The following is a 19,929-nucleotide window of genomic DNA, read 5'->3' as shown; positions in this document are numbered from 1 at the left end:
GTATCAATGGTGAATACGAATCGAAGGCTAGATTAAGCTTCGATTGTTGTACCAGTGATGATCACTTCTTCTAGTGGTACGTCTTGGTGCATACCCATAGAGCCAGTGCTAACACCTTTAATTTGGTTTACAACGTCCATGCCTTCTACAACTTCAGCGAATACACAGTAACCCCAACCGTCTAGGCTTTCGCTACGGAAGTCTAGGAATGTGTTGTCGTTAACGTTGATGAAGAACTGAGAGCTTGCAGAGTGCGGTTCCATTGTGCGAGCCATTGCTAGCGTACCTACTTTGTTGCTTAGGCCGTTGTTTGCTTCGTTCTTGATTGTTGCACGAGTTGCTTTTTCTTTAAGGCCAGAAGTCATGCCGCCGCCTTGAATCATGAAACCATCGATAACACGGTGGAATAGTGTGTTGTCGTAGAAACCGTCACGGCAATACTGTAGGAAGTTTGCGCTTGTTTCTGGTGCTTTTTCTTCATTGAGTTGAACTTTGATGTCACCAAAATTTGTGTGAAGGATGATCATGATTGTTACCTTACTGTCTTTTTTAATATGAAAGGCGATTCTAGCCTAGTTTGATTGAGTTTCAAAATACGAAATCACCAATAGATAACAAGGAGTTTAGCCGATTTGGCGGCTAAAGGTATTACCTATTAAGTAATGACTTGTTATACTGCGAGTCTTATTTCGATTCATCCACAATATAGATAGAGATCATGTTGAAGATATATAACACACTCACAAGACAGAAAGAGGAATTCAAACCAATTACAGCTGGCAAAGTCGGCATGTACGTCTGTGGGGTAACCATTTACGATCTCTGTCACATCGGTCATGGCCGTACTTTCGTCTCTTTCGACGTAGTATCACGCTACCTGCGTTACCTTGGCTATGACCTAACATTTGTTCGTAACATCACAGACATCGATGACAAAATCATCAAGCGTGCAAACGAAAATGGCGAATCTTGTGACTCGCTAACAGAACGTCTCATCGGCGAAATGCACGCAGACTTTGATGCGCTAAACATGAAGCGTCCAGATGTTGAGCCACGCGCGACAGAATTCATCACTGAGATTATCGAGCTGGTTGAAACCCTGATTACTCGTGGTTTCGCGTACGTAGCAAGCAACGGCGACGTAATGTTTGAGGTTAAGAAGTTTGACGAATACGGCAAGCTATCTAAGCAAGACCTAGAGCAACTTCAAGCTGGTGCGCGTGTTGATGTTGAATCAGCAAAACGTAGCCCATTAGACTTCGTTCTTTGGAAGATGTCTAAGCCGGGCGAACCAACATGGGAATCTCCATGGGGTCCAGGCCGTCCAGGTTGGCACATTGAGTGTTCAGCAATGAACTCTTCAATCCTAGGCAACCACTTTGACATTCACGGTGGCGGTTCTGACCTTCAGTTTCCACACCATGAGAATGAAATTGCGCAATCTTGTTGTGCACATGGTACAGACTATGTAAACACATGGATGCACAGTGGCATGGTAATGGTCGACAAAGAGAAGATGTCTAAATCTCTAGGTAACTTCTTTACGATTCGTGACGTGCTGGGTCACTACGATGCAGAAACGGTTCGTTACTTCCTAATGTCTGGTCACTACCGTAGCCAGCTAAACTACAGTGAAGATAACCTGAACCAAGCACGTTCCGCACTGGAGCGTCTATACACGTCTCTGCGTGGTCTTGACCTAACTGTTGCACCAGCTGGTGGCGAAGAGTACGTTTCACGCTTTACCGCAGCGATGAATGACGACTTCAACACACCAGAAGCTTACTCTGTACTGTTTGATATGGCGCGTGAAGTGAACCGCTTGAAGACAGAAAGCCTTGAGAAAGCAAGCGAGCTTGGTGCTCTAATGCGTGAGCTGGCTGATGTTATTGGTATTCTTCACCAAGAGCCTGAAGCTTTCCTTCAAGGTGGTGCGGGCGATGACGATGAAGTGGCTGAAATCGAAGCGCTGATCAAACTGCGTAACGATTCTCGCGCTTCTAAAGATTGGGCTAATGCCGACCTTGCTCGTGATAAGCTGAATGAGCTAGGTATTATCTTAGAAGACGGCCCTGAAGGCACAACTTGGCGTCGTAAGTAATCTTATAAAAAGGGCTGATTTTCAGCCCTTTTTTCTAGCATAAATTCTAGTTTCACCCTTATTTTTATACTCAATTTATATTTAACAGGAATATTTCTGTGGCTCAGATGTATTTTTATTACTCTGCGATGAACGCGGGTAAATCAACAACGCTCTTACAGTCTTCTTTTAATTACCAAGAGCGTGGGATGACTCCCGTAATCTTCACTGCGGCGTTAGATGATCGCTACGGCGTTGGTAAAGTAAGTTCACGTATCGGTCTTCAATCGGAAGCACAGTTGTTCAAAGCGGATACGAACCTATTTCAAGCTATTGCTGCATTGAACGAAGAGGAAAAGCGCCACTGTGTTCTAATTGACGAGTGTCAGTTCCTATCGAAAGAGCAGGTTTATCAACTAACTGAAGTAGTCGATAAGCTGAACATTCCTGTACTGTGTTATGGTTTAAGAACCGACTTCCTTGGTGAGCTATTTGAAGGTAGCAAATACCTGTTGTCGTGGGCAGATAAATTGGTTGAGCTTAAAACTATTTGTCACTGTGGCCGCAAAGCGAACATGGTGATTCGTACCGATGAACATGGTGTGGCGATTGCAGAAGGGGATCAGGTTGCGATTGGTGGCAACGATAAATATGTCTCTGTATGCCGACTGCACTACAAAGAAGCATTGGGCAAATAATCCCGGTTGAACAAATAAAAACGGTGGCTATCGAAAGCCACCGTTTTTTATATCCGAAGGATATTAATCCTATAACGTAATTAGAATGTCTACTTAGGCCTTGAACCCAACGTCTTAAGCTTCAAATCCAACACTCTTAAGCTGTTGATAGGCTGATTCCACATCTTCTGGGACGGGAAGGGCAATCTGGAACCCTAATCTTGGGTACTCTTTGATACGCTCGAAATCCGCTATTAATGCACTTAACACCATTTCCAAGGGCAACTCTTCATTGTAGTAATCAACCCAGTGTTGCCATTGAGAAGTAACCGTAATCTGTGCGTCTTTATCCGGCCACTGTTGTTTGAAGGTGGCGTAGGTTCGCTTCTCCATAAATGGCTTTTGAACTAGGGTCAGTCGCTGAGGGATATCACCTCTATTTTTCAGCAAGTCATAGGTAAAACGTACATTTTCACCGGTATTACTTGCTTGCGTCTCGAGAACAATTGCTGAATCGGGAACACCACAGTCACGGGCTATCGCGGCAAATGTCTCTGCTTCGCTGCGACTAAACTGACCCTCTGTAAATCGCCCAACGCCCCCAGAAAAAACGATGTAGGGAGCGATCCCTTGCTTGAACAGTTGTACAGCGTATTCAGCCACACGAGTATCGTTGCTACACAAAACAAAGATGCAATCGGAGGGTGCTGGTGTATCACCGACTTTCATATAATCCCACAGAGTATCAATGGCCCGGTGCAATTTAGTCATGGAGAGCATCCAAGGTAGAGTTATATTTGAATGAGAAACCTAAGCTAATGATCTTTTCTGAGGAGACTCGTTTATCTGGCGTATCGACAATTGGCGGGAGGGATTCTTTACTGTTCGCGCTCTTTAGTGCAGCGGCATAGAATTCAGCTTTGCTCACCGTGTTAGGTGTTGTGACATTGACAACTTGGTTGTGGAGTTGCGTGATGGCGAAATCAACACCGCGAATCGCGTCATCTAGGTGCAGCATATTGGCCGGTGCTTGAGAGCTCACTTGTTTTAGCTTGCTTGCAAAACGAGAAGGGTGGCGGTTAGGGCCAATCAGTCCACTAAAACGCAGTACAGTGTAATCAATGCCAGAGTCGATAACAGATTGCTCAGCTGTAAGCATGATCTTGGCGTTGTCAGAAAACGGATAAGCTGACGATGTATTTGTGATCGCTAGCGATGCGTCACTTTCATCAATGGTTCCGGGCTTTTCTGGATACACAGTAGTAGAGCTCACCATAATCAGTTTTTTGATATTCGCTTTTTGGCTCGCTTCTACTAACTGCTGCCATTGCTGTGCATACGCTTTCCCTGAGCCCTTTCTAAATCCAGGTGGGAAGCTGCCAATCACGATCTCAATGTTGTTCTCAAGTAACAGTGAATAGAGTTGAGAAACGGTATCTGCATTTTCACTAAAACAAAATTCCAATCCGTGTATTTGTTGCTGTTTAAGTTCTTCCACACCTTGCGAGCTTGTTTTCGTTGCGACAACGCTGTGTCCGTGGCGGGCTAAATGGTCCGCTAAAGGTGCGCCAACCCAACCAGCTCCTAGGACTAATATAGATGCCATAATTTCCTCACTTACTTACTGTATTGGTATTCGCAATATTGATTGGTGATTTGACCTTACAGGAAGTCAAAATCTTTCTTTTAAGCCTAACAAACCTTTGTAAAAAAATGAAAAGTCCATAAACGAAAAAACTCCATTGCCGAAGCTAATGGAGTCTGAATCTGGAAATGTGAACTTACTTTAAAATGCGTAATAGTTTGTCGGCACGCTCTGCGGTTTCAATACCTTCGTCAGTGAGGTAACCGCCGTCTGGTTGAGTACAAAGGCCCTTGTCGAACAAACGTTGTACCGCTTCTTTCATTTCAGAAGAAGCTTCTTGATGCACCTTAATGCCGGTCGCGGCACTGCTTACATCAAACTGAAGAAGAAGGTTTAAATCTGCAATGTGTTCAGTGGTGTACTTCATAATTGACCTATTAATTTTAATGTCTTCTGTTTTCACAATAGTGCGCAATGATAATGCAGGCAATAGGAAATCAAGAGAATTGATAACTGATACCAAATTGGATGTTTAATCAACGAATAGCTTGGCACCTCTAATTAAATTGGCTGAATTATATTCATTTGGGCAATGGGTGATGTTCATTTTGAGACGCTTGTAATATATTGGACTGACAAAAATCTAATGACACCGAGATGGTGCGAATTATATAAAAAGGAAAAGGTCAGTGAGAGCCAAGAAGATAGCTTTAGTGGTGGGTATGCTATTGGGTGTTGCTGGGTGTCAAAGTACGCCAGCAGATCAAAATGGTACGAGCCAAGCAACGAATAAGGATGTTCAAGCGTCCAGTGAAGTACGTTCGTTTGATTCAATTCAAACAACCTACACAGAATGGGAAACTAAGCTAGAAGCACAATCACAATACGCCCTGTATGCACCTGAAAACTACAAAGAGTTGTTGGGTGCGTGGTCAGACGCGCAAGAGATTTACGCGGATATCGCAAAAGACCAGACATTGATTACAGATAGCTACTCTATCTTCTCAAGCCAGACATACGCTCAGGCGTTTGATGAGAAAATAGAAACGGTGAAATCAAACTACGAAGCGATTCTGGTGCTAAAAGATAAAGCAGACCAAGTACTAGCTGACTCTATTGCACAAATGGATTACTTGAAGCTATTGGGTGCAGATACGATGTTTAAGTCAAACTACAAACGTCTGTACTCAGAGTACAAAGAGCTATTTAACTATGTGCTAGTGGATGAGCTGGAAGATGCTCAAGAAGCGCAAGTTGAGTTCTTGAATAATGCTCGCGTACTTGAAGTGAAAGTGGCTCATAAGAAATATATTGTTCCACTAAAAGAAAAGTTAGAGCTGCTTGAAGATGAAGATTTTCATGAAGTGGTACCATTGACTTTTGCTAAAGCGACTTCACAAATTGAACTCGCAGAAAGCAAGGTTAAGGCAACTCCGCGTGAAAAGTCGATCATCCAAGATGCAATTGCAGCCGCAGAATTTGAGCTTAACCACGTACGTAGTGTTGCTCATGAAGTAAAACTGCTTGCAAGCATTAAAGATGATAAGTTTGAGCAAGCGGTATTGAACGCAGAAAATCAGTTACTTAACATCTCTAAAGCGGTTAATGAGCAAGATTATCGCGATGTTGGACTACGTCTTCAGTCAGAAAAGATTGTTGCTAGCATTAAAAAGCTTAAGAGTTCAGATTTAACTTCAGAGCTTACGCAAGAAATTGAAGCTTTAACGGCGAAGTTAGCGAAACTAGAAACGGAAAACCAACAGCAGGCACAACAGCTTGTGGATACCAATAAACAGACTGAGTTGCTGAGTGAACAAGTGTCAAAAAGTGATGCTCACATCAAGAGCCTCGAAGATTTGGTATCGAGCTTGAAGGTGCAGGCGAGTGGAGCTGTAGCTGAGCCAGTGGCACAACCAGCGGTTGAAGCTGTAACTGCGCCGGCAGCCGACGAAGCTGCATCAAAGGTTGAAACTGTCGCAGACGTTGAAAACTCGTAGCGACCAACAAATACAGTTATATCCAATCCTAAAAGCGCCCTCGGGCGCTTTTTTACTTTCTGTTGATCTGCGTCAAAATTTTCCTTTTGGAGGAGGATAAGTAGCGAGTTAGCGCATAGTATTTTTATCCAACATTTTATAAGTAATTGAATTTAGGGTATTTATTATATTGTTGAGGTTTTTCAGATAATTGAGTGATGACATCCGGCTAATCCTAAAGTCGTATGTTTTTAGCCAAATTCTATGCATTTTTTGAATGAGATCTGGATCACGATAATTAGCGTGAAAATTAGCACTTGAAATAAAAAATAAAAGAGAGGATTATCGCGCTCCCGACGACATGTTTCAAAATGTAAACAACCATGAACCTAAATCAATTTGACTCATTATTACCGCCTCAAATGGCTGAGCGCGCTGCCGATATCGGCGTAGGTAAAGCAACTAAAGATCCCATTAAATCTTTCTTATTGGCTATCTCTGCTGGTATTCATATTGGTATCGCTTTTGTTTTCTATACCATAGTGACGACAGGGGCTGGTGACTTGCCTTGGGGCATTACTCGTTTAATTGGTGGTCTTGCCTTCAGTCTTGGTCTTATTCTAGTGGTTGTGACCGGTGGTGAACTGTTTACCAGCTCGGTACTGACGTTGGTAGCGAGAGCAAGTGGTAAGATTTCATGGAAAACCTTAGTCAAAAACTGGGCGACAGTTTACATCGGTAACCTGATTGGTGCTCTGTTACTGGTGGCTTGTATGCTTTTGACCAAACAATACATGTTTGATCATGGCCAAGTGGGTTTGAATGCCATGGCTATTTCTCAACACAAGCTTCACCATGACTTTATTCAAGCCGTTGCATTGGGCATCATGTGTAATGTGCTTGTGTGTATTGCAGTATGGATGACATTCAGTGGCCGCACTCTCACAGATAAAATTGCGGTTATGATTCTACCTGTTGCGATGTTTGTGTCGGCGGGTTTTGAGCACTGCATTGCCAACATGTTCCAAGTGCCATTAGCTATCGGTATTAAGACGTTTGCTCCAGCTGAGTTCTGGAGTATGACTGGAGCCAATCCAGCAGATTACGTTGACCTAAATATGATGGACTTTTTGATCAATAACCTACTGCCTGTAACACTAGGCAACATCATTGGCGGCGGTATCTTTGTCGGCATGTGGTACTGGTTGATCTATCTGCGTGACTGATTTTGACACACTTAATCACAGTTTCTAGCGGCTCACTTCGGTGGGCCGTTTTTAATTGTGGACAAACAACCTCGCTAATGGAACGCCGAAGTCGCTTAAAAAAGCATCTATTCGGTAACGAATCTCTATATATCCTTGAAAAGGGGAGAGATGCACTAATTTGGGGTGTTGATAACTTGAATAGGGCAGAGCCACAGGTGTTGCATTTGGTTATCCACAGTTTCTGTGGATAACCTGTCTTAAATTCCGTGAGTAACCCTATTTATAAGGATCAAAATGGTGATCAAGTATTATTTTTGATCTTTACTTTTACTCGCCCCTCTTTGGTCAGAGCGGCTTTAAGTGAAAGGTTCAAAGCTACCGCAAGCGATGTGCTCATCATGATGAAGATGGCGAGCATGATCATTAACTGATATTTAATGGCAATCATAGGGGAGGCGCCCCCTAAAATTTGGCCAGTCATCATACCGGGAAGTGTCACAAGGCCTGTCGTCGCCATAGAGGCCATTATAGGAGACATCGCCTTCTGCATTGCATTTCGAACAAACGGCGCTGACGCGTAGGTTGGAGACGCTCCTAGTGCTATTGCCGCTTCATACTCCGACTTTTGAGTTTCAAAGGCACCAAATAAGTTTTGTAGCGCCACAATATTACTACTCAAACTATTACCAAGCAGCATGCCAGCGATAGGTATCAAATACTGTGCACCAAATAAGGGCGTTGGTTTGATGATATAGAAGCAGATGAAAAGCACGATAGGAATGCAGGTAATGGACAATCCGGTTGCGATGGGTAACAAGAGCAATTTTCTTGGCAGCTTTGCTTTTTCAATAATCGAACTTGCACCCACGACGATCATGATGCTTAGCCAAAGAAGGTTAATCCATACACTGTCGAGCTCAAAGAGGTACTCGAGGTACAAACCTACGAGGAATAGCTGAACAGCCATTCGAACAATGCTGATACTAGCTTCTCTCGCGAGACCGAGTTTGAAGTGGTGATTAATGCCGATGGGAAGAATCAGTAGTGAACTAAAAAGTAATAACTGCCACCACGAAATATCAATAACGTCTTGCATAAAGCTTCCTTATTTAGTCCTCCCATACTATCTGAAACGACGCTCAAATTCATTTTCTCCTGATGAAATTACAGCGCGTTTTTGCAGCAAATATTTAACAAAATTTGCACATAAATCTCGCTGTTTGCGTCTAATTTGGCTACTACTTAGTAGGTAAAAAGTTACAATTGGTTACTGGTTTGTTGGGTTTTTGTGTCAATTTAACAACTGATTAATCTGCTTAATTCTTCACATTTGTTAATACTTTTTAATATGTTTCTTTAACTGAAAACAACTCTGGATGAGCTCAAAAAAGTATTGATTAGCAAGGGTTAAGAGCGGTGATTTGATTGAACCCTACTTTGAGTATGGTCTAAAATTTGTTGCTAGATACTGATGAACTTTAGCCCCTTAGAATGGGCTTATCGAAATTACTAAATACAAAATAGGCAAAATGTATGAGTGATGTTAATAAAATTGAAACTGGCGAAAAGCGCTCGTTGGAGTGGAAGTCATTCCTCTTCATCGCAGTGGTTCTCTTTCCTGTGTTGAGTGTTGCTTTTGTAGGTGGTTACGGCTTCCTAGTTTGGGCGCTTCAAGTGTTCGTATTCGGACCTCCAGGTGCTCACGGCGGCATGTAATGCCTCACACAACAACATTTTTTAGAACAGATATTTAAGAGAGCTAATCATGAAGTCATTTTTAGTTAAACTGTGGCGCACTATGACACGCCCTGCAGTACACATCAGCCTTGGTGTACTAACCATGGGTGGTTTTATCGCGGGTGTTATCTTCTGGGGTGGTTTCAATACTGCTTTAGAAGCAACTAACACAGAAGAATTTTGTATCAGCTGTCACACCATGCGTGACAACGTATACGTAGAACTGCAAGACACGGTTCACTGGAAAAACACATCTGGTGTTCGTGCAACTTGTCCAGACTGTCACGTTCCTCACGAATGGACAGCTAAAATCGCACGTAAGATGCAAGCATCTAAAGAAGTATTCGCACAAGTTTTCGGTGACCTAGATACACCTGAAAAATTCGAAGCACGTCGTATCGAGTTGGCAAAACACGAATGGGATCGTTTCTCTGCAAACAAATCTCTAGAGTGTAAAAACTGTCACAACTACGACTCAATGGATTTCGAAAACATGCGTCCAACTGCTCGTATTCAAATGAAGAATGCAGCAGAGCGTGACCAAAGCTGTGTTGACTGTCACAAAGGTATCGCGCACAACCTTCCACTTGATATGGAATCAGCGAGCGGTATCGTTGGTGAGCTTGAGCAAGTTGCAGGTAGCACTTCTTATGCGAACGGTTCTGACGTGATCTCAATCCGTCACCTACCAATGTACACAGACGAAACAGCAACAGTTGAAGCGGGTCTATTAAGTCCTGCAAGTAAAGTTGCAGTGATCGACGAAAAAGGCGACATGATCAAGGTTCAGATCGACGGCTGGCGTAAAGCGAAAGGCTTCGGTCGTGTAATCCAAGAAGATTTCGGTATGAACATCTCTACTGCAATCTTGACCAAAGAAGTGTCTCAAAGCGACGTTATCACTGTTGGTGAGAAGAAAGAAGATGAGCTAACGGGTCTTCCATGGGAAGAAGTTAACCTAGCATTATGGATGAAGAAAGAGTCTATGGTTGATAACTTCGATCCAATCTGGAATGCAGCAGGTCAGGCTTACCAGTCTAACTGTTCAACGTGTCACTCTCAGCCAGACGAAGCACACTTCAGTGCTAACGGTTGGGTAGGCATGCTAGACGGTATGATCGCATTCGTTAACTTCGACACTGATACAGAAGCACTTGTTCTTAAGTATCTACAGAAGCACTCATCAGATTTTTCTGAAGGCCATCACTAATAAGACGTCAATTGGAGTAACACAATGGCAATTACAAGAAGAAGTTTTCTGAAAGGTGTCGCGACAACAGGTGCGGCATCAGTTATGGGCCCAAGCCTATTAGTGTCGGCTTCTGCATCTGCAGCAGAAACAGACGGCACGTGGAAAGTCTCAGGTTCTCACTGGGGTGCATTCCGTGCACGTGTTTACGCTGGTAAAGTTCAAGAGATCAAGCCACTAGAAATCGATAACCACCCAACAGAGATGTTGAAAGGTATCAAAGGTATTATCTACAGCCCATCTCGTGTGCGTTACCCAATGGTTCGCCTAGACTGGTTGAAGAAGCACAAGTACAGCGCAGACACACGTGGTAACAACCGCTTTATCCGTGTGACTTGGGATGAGGCACTAGACCTTGTTTACCGCGAACTTGAGCGCGTACAGAAAGATTACGGTCCATGGGCGCTTCACACAGGTCAAACTGGTTGGAGACAAACTGGTCAGTTCCACAGCTGTACTAACCACATGCAACGTGCAATGGCGCTTCACGGTTACTCTGTGAAGAAAATCGGTGACTACTCGACAGGTGCTGGTCAGACGATCATGCCTTACGTACTAGGTTCGACTGAAGTTTATGCACAAGGTACATCTTGGGAACTTATCTTAGAAAACAGTGACAACATTATCCTTTGGGGTAACGATCCAGTTAAGAACCTTCAAGTAGGTTGGACATGTGAGACTCACGAGTCGTTCGCATACCTAGAACAACTGAAAGAAAAAGTAGCTAACAAAGAGATCAACGTTGTTTCTGTTGACCCTGTGAAAAACAAAACAGGTCGTTACCTAGAAAACGAGCAGTTCTACATCAACCCACAAACTGACGTGGCGTTCATGCTTGGTGTTGCTCACGTGCTTTATAATGAAGGCCTATACGACAAGAAGTTCATCGAGACTTACTGTCTAGGTTTTGAAGACTTCATTAAGTACGTTCAAGGTGAGACGAAAGACAAAGTTGAGAAGACACCTGAGTGGGCTTCTGCTATCTGTGGCGCAAGTGCGGACTCTATCCGTGACTTTGCTAAGATGCTAGTTAACGGTCGTACACAGATTCTTGTTGGTTGGAGTATTCAGCGTCAACAACACGGTGAACAGCCTTACTGGATGTGTGCAGTTATCGCAGCAATGGTTGGTCAAATTGGTCTACCTGGCGGTGGTATCTCTTACGGTCACCACTACTCTGGTATCGGTGTATCTTCAACTGGTTTCTCAGCTCCGGGTTCATTCCCACTGAACATCGACCAAGGTCAGAAGCCGAAACACACGAACACAGATTACAACGGTTACAGCCGTGTAATCCCAGTTGCTCGTTGGGTTGATAGCCTGCTAGAGCCAGGTAAGAAGATCAAAGCAAATGGCGCAACGGTAACACTGCCAGATATCAAGATGATGGTATTTAGTGGTAACAACCCGTGGCATCACCACCAAGATCGCAACAAGATGCGTAAAGCGTTCAAGAGCCTACAAACTGTTGTAGCAGTAGACTTTACTTGGACAGCGACGTGTCGTCACTCTGATATCGTGCTTCCAGCATGTACTCAGTGGGAACGTAACGATATTGATGGTTACGGCGCATATTCTGGTCGTGGTCTGATCGCGATGCACAAGCTAGTGGATCCTCTGTTCCAATCTAAGACTGACTTCGAGATCATGTCTAGCCTAACTAAGCGTTGGGGTCGTTACGACGACTACACGCGTGGTATGGATGAAATGCAATGGGTTAAATCTCTGTATGACGAGTGTCGCGCTTCAAACGAAGGCAGCTTTGAAATGCCAGAGTTTGCTGAGTTCTGGGAGAAAGGTTTCCTAGACTTCGGTAAAGGTAAGCCATGGACTCGTCACGCTTCATTCCGTGAAGATCCAGAGATCAATGCACTAGGTACACCTTCTGGTTTCATCGAAATCACAAGCCGTACTGTAGGCAACATGGGCTACGAGCACTGTCAAGAACACCCAATGTGGTTCGAGAAATCTGAGCGTTCACACGGTGGTCCAGGCTCTGATAAACACCCGTACTGGCTACAATCTTGTCACCCAGACAAGCGCCTTCACTCTCAGATGTGTGATTCTGAAGAGTTCCGTGCGACTTACGCGGTACAAGGTCGTGAGCCAATCTACATCAACCCAACAGATGCTAAGAAGAAAGGCATCAAAGATGGTGATGTGGTACGTGTATTCAACGACCGTGGTCAACTTCTGGCTGGTGCTGTTCTTATGGATAGCTACGCTCCAGGTGTTGTGCGTATCGAAGAAGGTGCTTGGTACGGTCCAATGAACGAGAAAGTGGGCGCGCTAGATACATACGGCGATCCAAACACACTGACTCAAGATATTGGCTCTTCTGAGCTAGCTCAAGCGACCTCAGCAAACACATGTCTGGTCGACTTTGAGAAGTTCACTGGTAAGCTACCTCCAGTTACTTCATTCGGTGGTCCAATCGAAGTTGCTTAATGCACTCGATATAAACACCGAAAGATAGTTAAAAGCCCCTGTAAGCGATGCTTACAGGGGCTTTTTTACATTTTGAAGTCTGTTAGCCTACATTATTTGAAATCGTCTACGAGCCTTTGTGGGCATCCTATGAGAATAAACAGGCTCTATGGAGAACGCTCCAAGGCCACCAGTAATCCTGACAGGTGACCTTGGAACGAACGGAAACTCGGAAATGGATGATTGAGAAGAGGGATTAATTGATTTTAAAGCTTTGTTGGGCGCAGTAAGTCATCAACATGGGACAGATTAATAATTTTTCCCAAAGCGCTGCCCACAATAACACTCAATGCGATCGCGGCGATGCCGGTGCTTACGTCGCTGGCAATGAACAAAAAAGCCGCGTTGCCAAGTGTGCTGATTAGGGCTGCGATAAGTGCGCCAATGCCTAGCCTCCCAGAAACAAACTGAGACATAACCGATACCATACCCCCGCAGCCAGGGATTGCGGCCATTACAGAAACACAGACGATTTGATTGGAGCGACATTGATGTGCGAGTAAGTGTTCATTATCGGCGTTAAGCGTTAGCCATTGGTAGCCCACTAAGCTCAATAACGTGTAGAGTGCAGAAGCAAAAGCGAAGTCTGTCAAAGTCGTGACCGTAAGATCCAATAGCGATACAGTCACAATCAGAGTGGCAAGCGCGACAGTAAGAAATATTCGCTTACGAAATAGGGATGACGGTATTGATTCTGAAGTGTGATGTTCTGATGCGAATTGGATTCTTCGATTCATAGCGATATACCCAGTATATAAAGGCTTAGGTATAACTATATACGAATAAGAATGATTATCAATTGTATTTTGTGGTTTTTCTAGCAACTTACCATAGGCAAATAGTCTAACAGGCAGCAACGAAGCGATGATCATTGTCAAAAAATAGGGTAAAGTAAGCGGAATAAAGAGATGCTCTATAGGTAGAGCTGTAATTTTAGTGTAATAGGAAGAAACATGATTTTAGTTGTTGGTCACAAAAACCCTGATAGTGACAGTATTTGTAGCGCGCTAGTTGCAACTGAGCTTCTTAAAGCTCGTGGCGAAGAAGCGACACCAATTCGCCAAGGCGAGATCAACCGCGAAACTCAACACATTCTAGAAGTTGCTGGCGCAGATATGCCAGAGCTTCGTACTTCTGTTGCTGGCGAAAAAATTTGGCTAGTAGACTACTCAGATCTAGCTCAAGCTCCTGATGACGTTGCTGACGCAGAAATCCTTGGTATCGTTGACCACCACCGTCTTGGTGATGTGATGACAGTAAATCCAATGGAAGCGTGGATCTGGCCTGTTGGTTGTACAAACACTGTACTATTCAACATGTTCAAGATTGAAGGTCACGAAATCACTCCACAAATCGCTAAGCTAATGATGTCTGCTATCCTGTCAGACACGGTAGGTTTTGCATCTCCGACTTGTACTCAAAAAGACAAAGACGCAGTTGCTGAACTAGCAGAAATCGCTGGTGTAACTGACGTAGACGCGTTCATCAAAGCACTACTAATCGCGAAAACAAACATCGAAGGCCTATCTGCTGCTGAACTAGTAGAAAAAGACCTTAAAGGTTACCCGTTCAACGGTCGCGACGTAGTAGTTGGCCAAGTTGAGCTAGCAACTCTTGAGCAAGTTGATGGCATGATTGAAGCTCTTGAAGCTGACCTAGAAACTCGTTGCGAGAAAGACGGTCTAGCATTCGCTGCAGTAATGTTAACTGATATCACAACAGCTCAAACTCGTCTTCTTTACAAAGGTGAGTGGGCTGAGAAGCTAGTTAAGCACGAGCAAGATGGTGTATTGATGATGGAAAATACACTAAGCCGTAAGAAGCAAGGTTGGCCTTGGCTTCAAGGTGAGCTTGCTTAATTAAGCTGCTGACGAATTAAACGCCTGCTTTTTAGCAGGCGTTTTTCTTTGGCATTAAATTACACCTTATTAGACTATTTCTTTGAATAGAAGTATTTGCAGTTCAAAAAGCTCGGCATACACTGTATGAGAGCGAACGCACTGACAAAAGTAGGAAAAGACAATGACTACACCGCTAGACGAGCAAAAAATCGCAGAAGTTAACAAATACACAGGTGAACAACGCTTTAAATACTGTGTAAAAGAGATCGTGGCTAATCGTGAAGTATGGATCCTAACCGACGAGCACGGTTGTGTGATGCTAAATACTGAAGATGAAGATTGTGTACCCGTTTGGCCAAACAAAGAGTTCGCAGAGTCTTGGGCAACAGGCGAGTGGTCAGAATGTAAAGCTGAAGCTATCTCATTGAATAAGTGGCACAGTCGTTGGACCATGGGTCTAGAAGACGATGAACTCGCTGTTGTTGTCTTTCCAAATGAGCAGGAAGAGGGCGTAGTACTCTTCCCTGACGAATTCGATTTCGAACTCAAGAAGCAAGCGGCGAAGCGTTAGTTATGGTGATTCATCGTTGTAGTTTTTGTTATCTTAACTTTCGATAATCTAAAACTTCATTTATCGCTAAAAACGAGGAATTTCATTGCTAAGTAGCTGATAGTAGAATATAAACATGGGATTATTATGATACTCAGTAATGGACTGTGATTATATTCTACTATTATTTGACTTGTGAAACCTGTTATAATTAAAAATATCATAGATAGCATGCTAAATTTTAGTATGTTTGATAATGTTATTCTTTTTTTGAATACTAAACTTCGATTAAATGTATAGGATATAAAAGAGCACATTAGATAGGAGATTAGGTGAGATTGTGTAAGTTCAAGCCCTACGAGTTCTATTAGTGCAAATGACGTTATCATATAGATGACGGTTGTAATTGAACCAAAAGTTATGAATTTTACAAATTTTCTTTCATCCATTTTTCTTTTCAAGTATCAGTAAAATTGACAGTCCGTAAGGTAGTCTAAATCTATTTATTAAGTGTTTTTCTAAAGAAAATATTTTCTCAAGTATCAAATTTGATTTTGATTTGTGTATATTTTGCTCATGGTTTTGTATCTTTGGTGATAGTTTACTTATAATCCTAGAGATAAGAGCGATTGGGAAAAGTATTGTATTAAAATAAGTGTGATGCCTTACATCAAAACCAACCGTTTGGACTTTAGAGAGAATTTCTTGCATGTTATATCTACGGTAATGGTGAAAGACAATATCATGATGGGAGAATAAAAACTGGTATGCGGGCACTGTAATTATAAGTTTGTTTCCTTTCTTCATTAACTTATATATTTTTTCTAATGCAATCTGATCATCTTTTATATGCTCTAGCACATCAAACATTGTGATTAAATCAAAATTGGGAAAATGCTTATCTATACTTTCGGGAAAGCTGCCTTGAATGACATGACAAGACTCTAGTGTAGATAAATATTCTACCGCATATTTATTCTTTTCAAAGATAGTCAATGAGCCGTACTTTTTCAAAAGCTCTATATTTCCACCCATACCTCCTCCGATATCAAGTATATCGTTACAGGATCCAACATGTTTTTCCAAAGCTTTATCTAATATTTTTCGGCGACTCAAATACCACCAATGACAAGATTGAGTTTCTTTCATTTGTTTGTATGCGAACTCTTCCATTAACTTTTCTCTTTTATTAGATAAATAGGGCGAGACTTGGTTTCCATATATATTCTTCCAATATATTCTCCTAAAACACCAATACTAATTAACTGTATTCCTCCAAAAAACGTGATAGCAACAAATATCGAGGCGTAGCCAGGAGTTGTCACACCTGTTATGAGTGTATAAATTATTATGAAGAATCCATAAATCATAGAAGCGAATGAAAACATAAACCCCAAAATACTCCAAAATCGAAGTGGAAGAGAGCTGAAGTTTGTTAATCCATCCAATGCATGCTTTATTTGGCTTTTTAGTGGGAACTTACTTTCTCCTTGTTTCCTTTCTTCTCTAACGAAATCTATTGTAGTTGTTCTATACCCTACCCAAGATAAAAGCCCTTTCATATAACGTGATTTTTCTTTTACTTGCATCAAAGCATTTAATACAGGCCGACTTAATAAACGAAAATCACCAACACTATGATGGATATTTCTATCACCTACTCGAGACATGACACTATAGAAAGTAGTAGCTAATGTTCGTTTTAGCCATGAGTCTTTTCGGTCTACTCTTTTTGCAAGTACCACATCGTAGCCTTCAAGCCAATGAGCAACCATTTCAGGAATAAGCGAAGGGGGATCTTGTAAGTCAACATCCATGGGAATTGCTGCGTCTCCAGTCGCGTTATCTAGGCCAGCTGTCAACGCAGCATCCTTGCCAAAATTTCGAGATAAAGAAACATACTTAATTTCAGAATGAGTAGACTTAAGTTCCTTTATTACCTGTAAAGTTTTATCGGTTGAACCATCATCAATAAAAAGAATTTCGTGCACGACGTTAATATTAGAAAATACATCATTTATAGAAAGAACAAATGATAATATGTTATCTTCCTCATTGAATACGGGACAGATAATAGTCACTAACTTATAGTTCACTTTTATTTTCCTCTAGCTTAAGTATCTTAAAGTTTTTGTTTTTATAGCTAGCCACCCCTACTTCTTTATATGAATTAAAGAGGTTTTTAATATCTTCATTTGAAGATATGAAATTAATGAAATTAAATTCTTCAGGATATCTCTGTAGTGATTTACTCGTTTCTACTAAGATGACTTCCGGTTTTTTTTCTATAAGATCTTCTTCTATTGTTTTCAATACAAATTTAACCACATTTTTGCTCAATGTAGTAGTTCCAGTGAGATGATTTGGTAAAGGCCACATGACTGGGAATTTATTTACCCATCTCAAATTAGTATGAGCAACTACGGTATGAACGGGATAAAGTGTTGTAGTCAATGCGTATATCTTATCAAACTCGACAGTGTTGTTTGATATCATTATATATATATCTTTTATTTCTTCTTCTTGTCTGTTTTCAATATTAAATTTAGTTTTTGAATTATAATCTTCATGATTAGGAGGGATGAAGTTGTAATAGTTAAAATAATAAAGAGCAATCAGGGTTACCAAAGATATAACCACTTGAATGTTATCCCTAACTCTTCCTTTTATAATCGGATTAAATAAACATATGTAAGTTGATACTAATATAAAAAATAGACCTATAATTGCAGCTAAAATTAGATGGTATGTGAAACCTGTTCTACCCATTAAAAAAGTAATTATCGCGGAAATATAAATGGTTATTGTGTAGAAAAGCAGTGTTTGCTTTTTTTTTGACGTGTTAGTACAAATATACCTAATTGGAAAGTAGGTTACTAGAAGTAAAAAAAAGACTGAAGTTGCTATGTCTTTGAAAGGGACAAAGTAAGCGGAATAGGAAGTAGATGCTAATGGAATTATTAATTCAAAATACGATGGATGTTGTAAATAAACAAATGTTAGGTAACCAACTCCTAAAGCAATGGACAAAAATACCTGCAAGCTAAATATATTAGATATTCTTTTTAATTGATAAGATATGTATAATTCAGAACATACGAAAACAAAAATATATTGAGGTTTGATTGAAATTGCTATAAATATAAGTAATGAGTTTAATATTGATGTTGATATGGAGTTTCCTCTTCCGGATAAAACTAAGATACCATTGCTACAATAAGCTATTATCGCTCCGCTTATTATATGCTCTCTTTGTAAGAAGTCGTTAGGAAATGTAAAGAATAAGCAGAAAGATAAAGTAGTAGAGAGTAATGTCCCATACTCAATATACCTAAGGTTATTTAACGTAATAAATGAACAAATAACAAGGTAGACAATCATCCCAACTCTAAGATTAGAGATATAGTCCATTGTAGATAATGGGTTTAAATATAGTATTAACTTGTAAATATATACAATTAGAGGTGGGTTTATCTCATAATACTCCGTATAGAAATCATATGAGTGGGTGAACCGTGCCATTTGAGATAAGAAGGAGACATCGGCATTAAGAGGAAGGCTAAATTGAACCCAAAACGCAACATAACCCATAAGTAAAATAGAACAAGCGCCCAAAAGAATGGGCACGAGATTGATTGAACTATTCCACCAGTTAATTCTCAAATCTATCTCCATTTTCTTTAGCTCCCCAAAAGAGTTTAGGAGAGAAATAGAGAATTCACATAATCAGTTCTTTTTAACGAAACAGTTCATATAAGGGAGCTTGTCTGGCTTCCTTAGTAGCACCTTTCAGTATCCCTTCTCTTTGATATTTCTTTACTAACCGTTTTACAACAGGCTTCACTTCTGAGAGCGTCATCCCTGCTTTTAACTCTGGCTCATAGAGTAGCTTTAACAAAACCACGTCTAAAGGCGCTAGAAGCTCCTCTGGTGTGTGATCATTAAAGATAGAAGGGTAGGCATGCTCCGAGTCATTGGGCAGCCCTAACGCTTGTGTGATTTCTTCTACGACGCATGCTAATAACTTGCCTCGACTCCTTGCCAAGTCTACAGGTATTACGATAGCCGCAGAGACAATATGACCAGTGGCATTGGTCTTATAACCTGCGGTGCATATTGCCGTGTTTAAATGTTGAGTTGACCTTAGGTTAAGTGCTGACTTGGCTTCTTTAATCCACTTTGATTCACGTGTGTAAATCCAATGCACGTTGGCTTGTGATTGTTTACTAACAAACTCGATAGATAGGCCGGTGATTTGAGCCAAGTGCTGAACGTGTAATTCGGCAAGTTCTTGATGGAGAGCAGCATCGCCGACGCGGTGATCTAACCAAATTCTTATTGGTTGGTTCCATTTCGCCAACGGGTGGTTGCCACTTGTATATTCATGCTCCAGAGCAACGCTGTAGAAAGCGCGTGCAACGAAGCTAGGGTTAAGCCAAGTAAGTCCAGTAGCGTGAGTGGGGCCTGAAAATAGAGCAATAAAAAGGGAATAAATGTAGAACAGATACAGTTTCATTTATTCCCTCATCTTCTGACATT

The 19,929-nt window shown here is 41.6% G+C and carries 20 protein-coding genes; 9 read left to right on the top strand and 11 right to left on the bottom strand.

Translation table 11 applies throughout. The annotated features are described in order from the left end of the window. Positions 1–32: 32 nt before the first annotated feature. Positions 33–527 carry a peptidylprolyl isomerase gene (locus tag AC6R05_RS15430; RefSeq protein ID WP_285408457.1) on the bottom strand — a complete coding sequence of 165 codons (495 nt, stop codon included), beginning with the start codon at positions 525–527 and terminating at the stop codon, positions 33–35. Between the two features lie 191 nt (positions 528–718). Between AC6R05_RS15430 and cysS the strand changes: the two genes are divergently transcribed. Further along, complete coding sequence (gene cysS, locus AC6R05_RS15425; protein WP_500647918.1) at positions 719–2,101, top strand: cysteine--tRNA ligase; 1,383 nt, start codon at positions 719–721, stop codon at positions 2,099–2,101. Positions 2,102–2,199: 98 nt separating this feature from the next. After that, complete coding sequence (locus AC6R05_RS15420; protein ID WP_032552112.1) at positions 2,200–2,778, top strand: thymidine kinase; 579 nt, start codon at positions 2,200–2,202, stop codon at positions 2,776–2,778. A 114-nt stretch (positions 2,779–2,892) separates the two neighbouring features. Here the strand turns inward: AC6R05_RS15420 and AC6R05_RS15415 are convergent, their stop codons facing one another. The 3 genes from AC6R05_RS15415 to AC6R05_RS15405 form a co-directional block, all read right to left on the bottom strand. Further along, on the bottom strand, positions 2,893–3,537 hold the full coding sequence (locus AC6R05_RS15415) for a YdcF family protein (protein ID WP_500647917.1): 645 nt from the start codon (positions 3,535–3,537) through the stop codon (positions 2,893–2,895). After that, positions 3,521–4,363: an NAD-dependent epimerase/dehydratase family protein gene (locus AC6R05_RS15410; protein ID WP_500647916.1), complete on the bottom strand. Its 843-nt coding sequence runs from the start codon at positions 4,361–4,363 to the stop codon at positions 3,521–3,523. The genes AC6R05_RS15415 and AC6R05_RS15410 overlap by 17 nt, the downstream gene beginning before the upstream one ends. Positions 4,364–4,538: 175 nt before the next feature. Then, positions 4,539–4,769, bottom strand: a complete 231-nt coding sequence (locus AC6R05_RS15405) for a TIGR02647 family protein (RefSeq protein ID WP_032552115.1) — start codon at positions 4,767–4,769, stop codon at positions 4,539–4,541. A 262-nt stretch (positions 4,770–5,031) separates the two neighbouring features. Between AC6R05_RS15405 and AC6R05_RS15400 the strand changes: the two genes are divergently transcribed. Both AC6R05_RS15400 and focA read left to right on the top strand, forming a co-directional pair. Continuing rightward, positions 5,032–6,339: an ATPase gene (locus AC6R05_RS15400; protein WP_500647915.1), complete on the top strand. Its 1,308-nt coding sequence runs from the start codon at positions 5,032–5,034 to the stop codon at positions 6,337–6,339. A 362-nt stretch (positions 6,340–6,701) separates the two neighbouring features. Continuing rightward, entirely contained in the window at positions 6,702–7,544 is an 843-nt protein-coding gene (gene focA / locus AC6R05_RS15395; protein ID WP_032552117.1) for a formate transporter FocA, read from the top strand. Positions 7,545–7,827: 283 nt separating this feature from the next. On the opposite strand, the gene AC6R05_RS15390 is transcribed toward focA, so the two are convergent. Beyond that, positions 7,828–8,622: an ABC transporter permease gene (locus AC6R05_RS15390; RefSeq protein ID WP_500647914.1), complete on the bottom strand. Its 795-nt coding sequence runs from the start codon at positions 8,620–8,622 to the stop codon at positions 7,828–7,830. Positions 8,623–9,059: 437 nt separating this feature from the next. Here AC6R05_RS15390 and torE point away from each other — a divergent pair, with 437 nt between their 5' ends. From torE to torA, 3 genes are read left to right on the top strand one after another with little or no spacing between them, the layout of a single operon-like run. Further along, the gene (torE, locus tag AC6R05_RS15385) at positions 9,060–9,242 is read left to right on the top strand and encodes a trimethylamine N-oxide reductase system protein TorE (protein ID WP_032552119.1); all 183 of its coding nucleotides are present in this window, start codon (positions 9,060–9,062) and stop codon (positions 9,240–9,242) included. A 49-nt stretch (positions 9,243–9,291) separates the two neighbouring features. Continuing rightward, a complete protein-coding gene (torC, locus tag AC6R05_RS15380) occupies positions 9,292–10,473 on the top strand; it encodes a pentaheme c-type cytochrome TorC (RefSeq protein WP_032552120.1) in 1,182 nt (393 codons plus the stop codon). A gap of 24 nt (positions 10,474–10,497) precedes the next feature. Continuing rightward, positions 10,498–12,960, top strand: a complete 2,463-nt coding sequence (gene torA / locus AC6R05_RS15375) for a trimethylamine-N-oxide reductase TorA (RefSeq protein WP_500647913.1) — start codon at positions 10,498–10,500, stop codon at positions 12,958–12,960. 245 nt (positions 12,961–13,205) lie between these two features. Here torA and AC6R05_RS15370 read toward each other — a convergent pair whose 3' ends face one another. Beyond that, positions 13,206–13,736 (bottom strand): putative manganese transporter, encoded by a 531-nt coding sequence (locus AC6R05_RS15370; protein ID WP_500647912.1) that lies wholly within the window; start codon positions 13,734–13,736, stop codon positions 13,206–13,208. Positions 13,737–13,952: 216 nt separating this feature from the next. Between AC6R05_RS15370 and AC6R05_RS15365 the strand changes: the two genes are divergently transcribed. Continuing rightward, positions 13,953–14,858 carry a manganese-dependent inorganic pyrophosphatase gene (locus AC6R05_RS15365; protein ID WP_150894142.1) on the top strand — a complete coding sequence of 302 codons (906 nt, stop codon included), beginning with the start codon at positions 13,953–13,955 and terminating at the stop codon, positions 14,856–14,858. A 163-nt stretch (positions 14,859–15,021) separates the two neighbouring features. Next, entirely contained in the window at positions 15,022–15,411 is a 390-nt protein-coding gene (locus tag AC6R05_RS15360; RefSeq protein WP_152468991.1) for a DUF2750 domain-containing protein, read from the top strand. A 56-nt stretch (positions 15,412–15,467) separates the two neighbouring features. Here AC6R05_RS15360 and AC6R05_RS15355 read toward each other — a convergent pair whose 3' ends face one another. The 5 genes from AC6R05_RS15355 to AC6R05_RS15335 form a co-directional block, all read right to left on the bottom strand. Further along, entirely contained in the window at positions 15,468–15,839 is a 372-nt protein-coding gene (locus AC6R05_RS15355) for a GtrA family protein (protein WP_500647911.1), read from the bottom strand. Continuing rightward, on the bottom strand, positions 15,832–16,563 hold the full coding sequence (locus AC6R05_RS15350; RefSeq protein WP_500647910.1) for a class I SAM-dependent methyltransferase: 732 nt from the start codon (positions 16,561–16,563) through the stop codon (positions 15,832–15,834). Before AC6R05_RS15350 ends, AC6R05_RS15355 begins: the two co-directional genes overlap by 8 nt. After that, positions 16,563–17,486, bottom strand: a complete 924-nt coding sequence (locus tag AC6R05_RS15345) for a glycosyltransferase family 2 protein (protein WP_500647909.1) — start codon at positions 17,484–17,486, stop codon at positions 16,563–16,565. The genes AC6R05_RS15350 and AC6R05_RS15345 overlap by 1 nt, the downstream gene beginning before the upstream one ends. Continuing rightward, positions 17,476–19,065: a hypothetical protein gene (locus AC6R05_RS15340; protein WP_500647908.1), complete on the bottom strand. Its 1,590-nt coding sequence runs from the start codon at positions 19,063–19,065 to the stop codon at positions 17,476–17,478. The genes AC6R05_RS15345 and AC6R05_RS15340 overlap by 11 nt, the downstream gene beginning before the upstream one ends. A 61-nt stretch (positions 19,066–19,126) precedes the next feature. Further along, positions 19,127–19,906, bottom strand: coding sequence for a DUF2927 domain-containing protein (locus AC6R05_RS15335; protein WP_500647907.1), 780 nt, complete (start codon positions 19,904–19,906; stop codon positions 19,127–19,129). Positions 19,907–19,929 lie beyond the last annotated feature (23 nt).

Source organism: Vibrio sp. R11-SG3-ISO9 (assembly GCF_059834255.1).
This window is presented reverse-complemented; position numbering and strand designations above follow the sequence as displayed.

Excerpts from the sequence above, each read along its gene's own strand:
- AC6R05_RS15430 (WP_285408457.1), bottom strand. The coding sequence starts at position 527 with ATGATCATCCTTCACACAAATTTTGGTGACATCAAAGTTCAACTCAAT.
- cysS (WP_500647918.1), top strand. The coding sequence starts at position 719 with ATGTTGAAGATATATAACACACTCACAAGACAGAAAGAGGAATTCAAA.
- AC6R05_RS15415 (WP_500647917.1), bottom strand. The coding sequence starts at position 3,537 with ATGCTCTCCATGACTAAATTGCACCGGGCCATTGATACTCTGTGGGAT.
- AC6R05_RS15410 (WP_500647916.1), bottom strand. The coding sequence starts at position 4,363 with ATGGCATCTATATTAGTCCTAGGAGCTGGTTGGGTTGGCGCACCTTTA.
- AC6R05_RS15405 (WP_032552115.1), bottom strand. The coding sequence starts at position 4,769 with ATGAAGTACACCACTGAACACATTGCAGATTTAAACCTTCTTCTTCAG.
- focA (WP_032552117.1), top strand. The coding sequence starts at position 6,702 with ATGAACCTAAATCAATTTGACTCATTATTACCGCCTCAAATGGCTGAG.
- AC6R05_RS15390 (WP_500647914.1), bottom strand. The coding sequence starts at position 8,622 with ATGCAAGACGTTATTGATATTTCGTGGTGGCAGTTATTACTTTTTAGT.
- torE (WP_032552119.1), top strand. The coding sequence starts at position 9,060 with ATGAGTGATGTTAATAAAATTGAAACTGGCGAAAAGCGCTCGTTGGAG.
- torC (WP_032552120.1), top strand. The coding sequence starts at position 9,292 with ATGAAGTCATTTTTAGTTAAACTGTGGCGCACTATGACACGCCCTGCA.
- torA (WP_500647913.1), top strand. The coding sequence starts at position 10,498 with ATGGCAATTACAAGAAGAAGTTTTCTGAAAGGTGTCGCGACAACAGGT.
- AC6R05_RS15370 (WP_500647912.1), bottom strand. The coding sequence starts at position 13,736 with ATGAATCGAAGAATCCAATTCGCATCAGAACATCACACTTCAGAATCA.
- AC6R05_RS15365 (WP_150894142.1), top strand. The coding sequence starts at position 13,953 with ATGATTTTAGTTGTTGGTCACAAAAACCCTGATAGTGACAGTATTTGT.
- AC6R05_RS15360 (WP_152468991.1), top strand. The coding sequence starts at position 15,022 with ATGACTACACCGCTAGACGAGCAAAAAATCGCAGAAGTTAACAAATAC.
- AC6R05_RS15355 (WP_500647911.1), bottom strand. The coding sequence starts at position 15,839 with ATGGATGAAAGAAAATTTGTAAAATTCATAACTTTTGGTTCAATTACA.
- AC6R05_RS15350 (WP_500647910.1), bottom strand. The coding sequence starts at position 16,563 with ATGGAAGAGTTCGCATACAAACAAATGAAAGAAACTCAATCTTGTCAT.
- AC6R05_RS15340 (WP_500647908.1), bottom strand. The coding sequence starts at position 19,065 with ATGGAGATAGATTTGAGAATTAACTGGTGGAATAGTTCAATCAATCTC.
- AC6R05_RS15335 (WP_500647907.1), bottom strand. The coding sequence starts at position 19,906 with ATGAAACTGTATCTGTTCTACATTTATTCCCTTTTTATTGCTCTATTT.